Origin of the sequence: Paenibacillus macerans (assembly GCF_050565405.1) — a bacterium.
In the GTDB taxonomy this organism is placed as follows: domain Bacteria; phylum Bacillota; class Bacilli; order Paenibacillales; family Paenibacillaceae; genus Fontibacillus; species Fontibacillus macerans_B.
The window spans coordinates 1-5,467 of record NZ_JBNYYG010000106.1 but is presented as its reverse complement, the minus strand read 5'-3'; the positions used below and the strand labels follow the sequence as shown (position 1 = coordinate 5,467).

General features: G+C 55.2%; 4 protein-coding genes. 1 reads left to right on the top strand and 3 read right to left on the bottom strand.

Features of this window, described 5'->3' with window-relative positions:
* The 3 genes from ACQ4N8_RS27880 to ACQ4N8_RS27870 form a co-directional block, all read right to left on the bottom strand.
* A partial coding sequence (locus ACQ4N8_RS27880; protein ID WP_430707627.1) for a S8 family serine peptidase occupies positions 1-3,164 on the bottom strand: 3,164 nt, incomplete at its 3' end.
* Positions 3,165-3,904: 740 nt separating this feature from the next.
* On the bottom strand, positions 3,905-4,618 hold the full coding sequence (locus tag ACQ4N8_RS27875; protein ID WP_430707626.1) for a PIG-L family deacetylase: 714 nt from the start codon (positions 4,616-4,618) through the stop codon (positions 3,905-3,907).
* Complete coding sequence (locus tag ACQ4N8_RS27870; RefSeq protein ID WP_430707628.1) at positions 4,615-4,926, bottom strand: DUF1806 family protein; 312 nt, start codon at positions 4,924-4,926, stop codon at positions 4,615-4,617. Before ACQ4N8_RS27870 ends, ACQ4N8_RS27875 begins: the two co-directional genes overlap by 4 nt.
* Before the next feature lie 202 nt (positions 4,927-5,128).
* Between ACQ4N8_RS27870 and ACQ4N8_RS27865 the strand changes: the two genes are divergently transcribed.
* Positions 5,129-5,467, top strand: a 339-nt coding sequence (locus tag ACQ4N8_RS27865; protein WP_430707625.1) for a thiol peroxidase, incomplete at its 3' end; no start/stop codon positions are given.

Below are 5,467 nucleotides of genomic sequence, written 5' to 3'. Positions count from 1 at the left end.
TTCGTTTCCGTCCCGTCCGCCGCTTTGTACGTCACGGCGATCGTTTTGCTTTCGCCGGCTTGAAGCGTCAAGCTTTCCGGATTCACGAGCAGCTCCGGTTGCACAACGTGATTGTACTCTACGATATGGGCCGTATCCCAAAAGCCGTTTCCGGCCAAATCATAGACGTAAACCTCGTATACGTTATCCCCGGGTATAACCGGTACATCGATCTTGAAGTGTCCCGACTCATCGATCACGCCTTCGCTTAACTCCCACTCTTCGTCTCCGTCGCCGTCATACATCGCTTCTACGCCGATGACATCGCCCATCGAAAGACCAAGGTCTTCGACCAAGTAATCGATGAGCATATCCTGCGTAACCTTGCCGGAAATCGTTCCGGTCGAGCCGCTCACGGTAATATCCGGGGAGTCAAGCTCGGATTCCGGAGCTGCCGTATCAATGAAAAATACGATTTCTTGACCTTCAACCGGAGTCGCATCGTCGACGGACGATCCGGCCCAAGGCACCATGAAGTACCCCTCATCCGGTAAAAGTTCTTCGCTCCGCCCCGTATATGCGGTTCCGTCCCATCCCCGGATAATATAACTTCCCGGACCGATTCCGTCCGTGATCTCAAAGATCGTGCCGATCCATTTCGAATCCAGGTCGTACGCGTCCAACGAAAAATACTCGGTATATTCATTAATGGTAAATGTGATGTCCGTGGTATCGAAAAGCTCGTCATCGTTCGGCGAAATCGGGTTGTTCGACAGATCCACGTTCGTGACGACGTCCACCTGCGGCGACTCGCCGACGTAAACCGATACCGGCAGGTTAATCACATGTCCGGTCGACGTTTCCGACAGGGTCACTTCGCCTTCGTAACGCTGGTTAGCCGCTTCCTCCGGCGCCTCCACCTTGACGGTGAAGCTCGTTTCCTCGTCGGCTCCGACCATTGCCTGGTCCGCAGACAAAGTCAAGTCCACCGGCGAATTGCCGTACCATGCCGAGCTGATTTCATAATTGGAGGCGACTCCCGCTATATCCTTGACGATCACGTTGCGTTCGGCGGAAGAACCGGTTCCGACATACCCGAACGACAGGCTGCCCGAATAGAACTTTTCAGGAGCACCTCCGTCGACCCATTCGGTCGTGTCTTCCGCCATCGCCACGGCTTTCGCTTCAAGCACCGGGTCGAGCGCGATGCGTCCGGCTCCCTGATCCATATGCGTATAGCGGTTACCGTTGCGGTCGTTCAGCTTCAACGCGTTGTTCATCAACAGCGACTTGATTTCATAAGGCGTAAGATCCGGATAATATTGCGTCAAAAGGGCCGCTGCACCCGCGACGTGCGGCGCGGCCATGCTCGTGCCGTTTTGCGGCGCGTACCAGCCCTCGTATTCCGGCACGCTGGAACGAATGCCCATGCCCGGTGCGGAAATGTCCGGCTTGATATCAAAGGCCGGTTTCGCCGGTCCACGCGAGCTGAATCCCGCCATAATGTCCTCTTCCACCGTGGAGCTGAATTCCGCCGACAGCTCTTGCTGCTGAAGTTCGGCCAGAATTTGTTCCCCATAAACGCCGGAAAGGGCGTAAACCGGAATCGTGATGTCCGCTTCTCCCAACGTCCCGCTTTCCAGCGCTTCCGGAGCGTTGTTAAACACGATTGCGGCCGCCGCACCCGATGCTTGGGCGTTCAGAGCTTTCTCGGAAAAGGCAATTTCGCCACGCTTAATGAAGGCGATTTTGCCGTTCAAATCTTTGCCTTCATAGTCCGTCGGTTTTCCTAACCCTACATTAACGAGCGGATAGGACTCGGTCAAATCTTCGATTCCGGCGGATTTGTCGAATGTCTCCATGAAGAACCTATCGCCATCCATGCCCTCTACCATCATGATCGGGGTCACCAATGGAGGCTTGGAAGCACCGACCGTAATCGCCAGTTCGGAGCTGCCCGGATCGCCTACGGTCGCTTCGCCCGGCCCCGAGTTGCCGCTGGACACGACGGCGATGACGCCGGCTTTCATCGCGTTGTTGACCGCGATCGAATCAGCGGATTGCTGGTTGTTGCCCTCCGAGCCCAGCGACAGGTTGATGACGTCCATGCCGTCCTCTACCGCCTGCTCGATGCCGGCAATGACATCCTCCGTCGATCCGCTGCCGTAGGGGCCAAGCACCTTGTAAGCATGGATTTCCGCTTCCGGCGCCACGCCTTTGACTCCTTCCAGCTCGCCTATGCCGACATCGCGGCCGGCCACGATTCCGGAAACATGGCTCCCGTGCGAAGTGTAATATGCTCTGCCGTCCTCATCGAACTCGGGCAGTGTCGGATCTTGGGCCAAGGCATCCAAATAATCCTGCTTTGTCGTTTCGTAAGGCTCGTTGTCGTCGTTGACGAAATCGTAACCCCAATTCCCGCCCGCGATGGCCCCGGCCAAATCGGGATGGTCCTTGGCCACGCCGGTATCGATCACGCCGACTTTGATCCCTTGCCCTTCGATTCCCTTCTCCCAGAACTCTCCGCTGCCGATAAACGATACGCCGTCCTCCACACCGGCCGAGGTTTCCTCTTCCGCGGTCGCATATACCGTTTCATTCGGATAAACCGCCTTGACGCCCGGAAGCTCCAGCAAGCTCTCCACCTGGTTTGCCGGGAGCGTCAGCGAAAAGCCGTTAAAAATGCTCGAATACTCGCGATTAAACTTCGCTTTCAGCTTGCCGATCGCTTGCAGCTTGAACGTTTGCTGCTGCAAATCGATCGCCTGTCGGTGCGAAGCTGCGGATTTGCCACCGCGCATTTGGCTTTGCTCCGCTTCGAACACCTTCACCGGCTTCTCCTGGAGCTCGACGATCACCGTCGTCGGTTCGCTGACATCGGAAAGCGGAACGAAGTTTTGCGGCTGAACCGCAGCCTGTTCGGCATCCTGGCGTTCCAGTACCAGGCCGCGTGCCGCCAACGAAGCTTTTGGGGAAGCTTCCCGCTTTTCTCTGCCATGCAGCTGGACATCCTCCATGCTCGCCTGCAACGCCTCTTGCGTAACAACGTCCGGGTTCAGCCGGGATGCGCCTTCCCTCCTTCCGTTGGCTTCCGCGGTGCCGCTTCCTTCTGCTCCCGCCATCGGAAGAAGCAGCGTGAACGCCAGCAAGAAGCTTAAAATCCCTGCGACAACTCTCTTGCTCAAACTCTCATCTCCCTCGCCCAAATCATAGTTTTCTAGGAGCGCATACAAGCTGATAACTTTATATCTATTGTGAATTTTTCAATATATTCCCACGGGTTCCATGAAAAGCTTCCTTTTCATTCTCGTTTCACCGTTGAGTAACCCTACTGGCAGGGAAAGCGGGCGGGATAACGGACTCCAATGACCTTATTTCGCAAATAATACCGTCTTGGGAAATTTAACGGACCCCAGAGACGCTATTTAGCCAAAACACCGCTGTTCCTCAAAAAGCAGCCAATAGCGCCTCCTGTGTCCGTTAGAAATTGGTAAGCCCTCAAATACGGATAATAAGGGCTCTGAGGTCCGTTGGGAGTATCGAAGGAACGATAGCGGCGAATCTGACTCCGTTGACGTGTTTGATATAGGGCAAGGGTTGCGGGGGTTGCGGGGGTTGCGTTTTATATTGTGTTTGGCGGATTTGGCGTGGGCCGGAGGTGCTTAACGTTGTTTCGTGCGAATGGTGCGAATGGCGTGCGCTGTCTGACGAGCAATGTTGTTGATTGGGGATTGAGAATTAACGATTAGCCGATCGGCCTGGTGCAGGGTTGATCGGACAGTAATGGATGCGCAAGCCTGTATGCGTGCTGGGGTTCGGGAGTTTGGGTTCATCGGCTCGGGGACTCGTCGGTATGCGCGCCCTTAATTGAAAAATGCCAGTCTCCTCTCGGAAACTAGCATTCAGCATTACGTGCATCATTCAACTAGAACAGATCGTCTTTCTTCGGAACCTTCACCGGCTGCGGCCGGCTGCCCCGAATGAAGTATTCGTAACGGCCGAACTGTTTTAGCGCTTGTTCGTCCCTCTGCCATACCCATTCCTCGATCTCCGATTGGCAGCGATGGGCCCGAAATGCGGCGAGCTTGGCCTTCAAGTGGGCCTGCACGTCTACCTCGGCAATGTCGTCCGGAGTATAGCCATACCTTTCCGGCTGCCGCATCGCGTCCCCGAAGGAGATAAAGTATAACGCGCCCCGCCCAACCCGCCGGAAAGCGGCCGTCGTTGCTTTCCCGATGGCGCAATGGTCCGGATGGCCGCCTAAAGTCTCATGAAAGGTCAGCACCACATCGGGTCCAATCTCTTGAATCAAACCCTCGATCCGGCCGGTGAGTAGCGCCTCATCGATAAATTCGACCGTCTTGTCGCGGATATCGAGAAACCTCAGTTCTTGCACGCCCAGACGGTCGCACGCCTCCCGGAGTTCGATTTCCCGCGCAGCCGCGATCGTCTCGCGGTTCAGGTACGGGGGATTGCCCATCCGCCGTCCCATTTCGCCGCGGGTCGCGCTGACCAGCGTAATCTCCACGCCTTCGCCGGCATATTTGGCCAGCGTCCCGCCGCAAACGAAGGATTCGTCGTCAGGGTGGGCAAATACGGCAAGCAGCTTGCGGGTCTCTTTTTTCGTCGTGTCACTCATTCCGGAAACGGCTCCTTTCCCAAATGCAGCGCAACGTCCATGCGGCCCCGGTCGTCAAACCCTTCCAGCAGCAGACGCCCCTGCTCGTCCAATTCGGCATGCGTGAGTCCCTCCATGCGCAACCAGCCATGCCCGTCAAACCGCAGCGCAATGCGATACGGCCCGTCCCCGGCAATAAAAGCCTCCGTCAGGCGAACCTTGAAATTTCGGACAAACATATACGAAGTGGCCTCGCTATGCAGGTACACTTCCGATCCGGCAAAGGCCTTCAGCAGAACCTCAGCCTGTTTCTTGTCAATGGGCTTCATCAATCGCTCGCAGTCCTTTTCGTCATTTTTTTAACGGCTATAGATTTCACAGTAACTATTATACGCTCAGGCTGAGGATACACAATATGCAATTTTTTCGCTGCATACTCTTGACATCCTTGATTAAATTTTATATAAATAAATTGTGCACAATGTAATTATGTAAAATACAAATAATGGAAAACCTTTAGGAGGAACCCTTATGACACAAGAACGCACTGGAGTTGCAACCCTCGGCGGCCAGCCGATCACGTTGATCGGACCGGAGCTTAAAGCAGGAGACAAAGCACCCGATTTCAGAATCAACAAGGATCTGCTGACGGAAGCCGGTTTGTCCGATTACCAAGGGAAAATCAAGCTGATTTCCGTCGTTCCGTCCCTCGACACCGACGTTTGCGACGCGCAAACCCGCCGGTTTAACCAAGAAGCTTCCAGGCTGGGCGACAAGGTAGCGGTGTTGACGATTTCCGTCGACCTGCCTTTTGCCCAAAGCCGCTTTTGTACCGTGGCCGGCATTGACCGCCTCGAGGTATTGACCGAT

Excerpts from the sequence above, each read along its gene's own strand:
- ACQ4N8_RS27875 (WP_430707626.1), bottom strand. The coding sequence starts at position 4,618 with ATGAGTGACACGACGAAAAAAGAGACCCGCAAGCTGCTTGCCGTATTT.
- ACQ4N8_RS27870 (WP_430707628.1), bottom strand. The coding sequence starts at position 4,926 with ATGAAGCCCATTGACAAGAAACAGGCTGAGGTTCTGCTGAAGGCCTTT.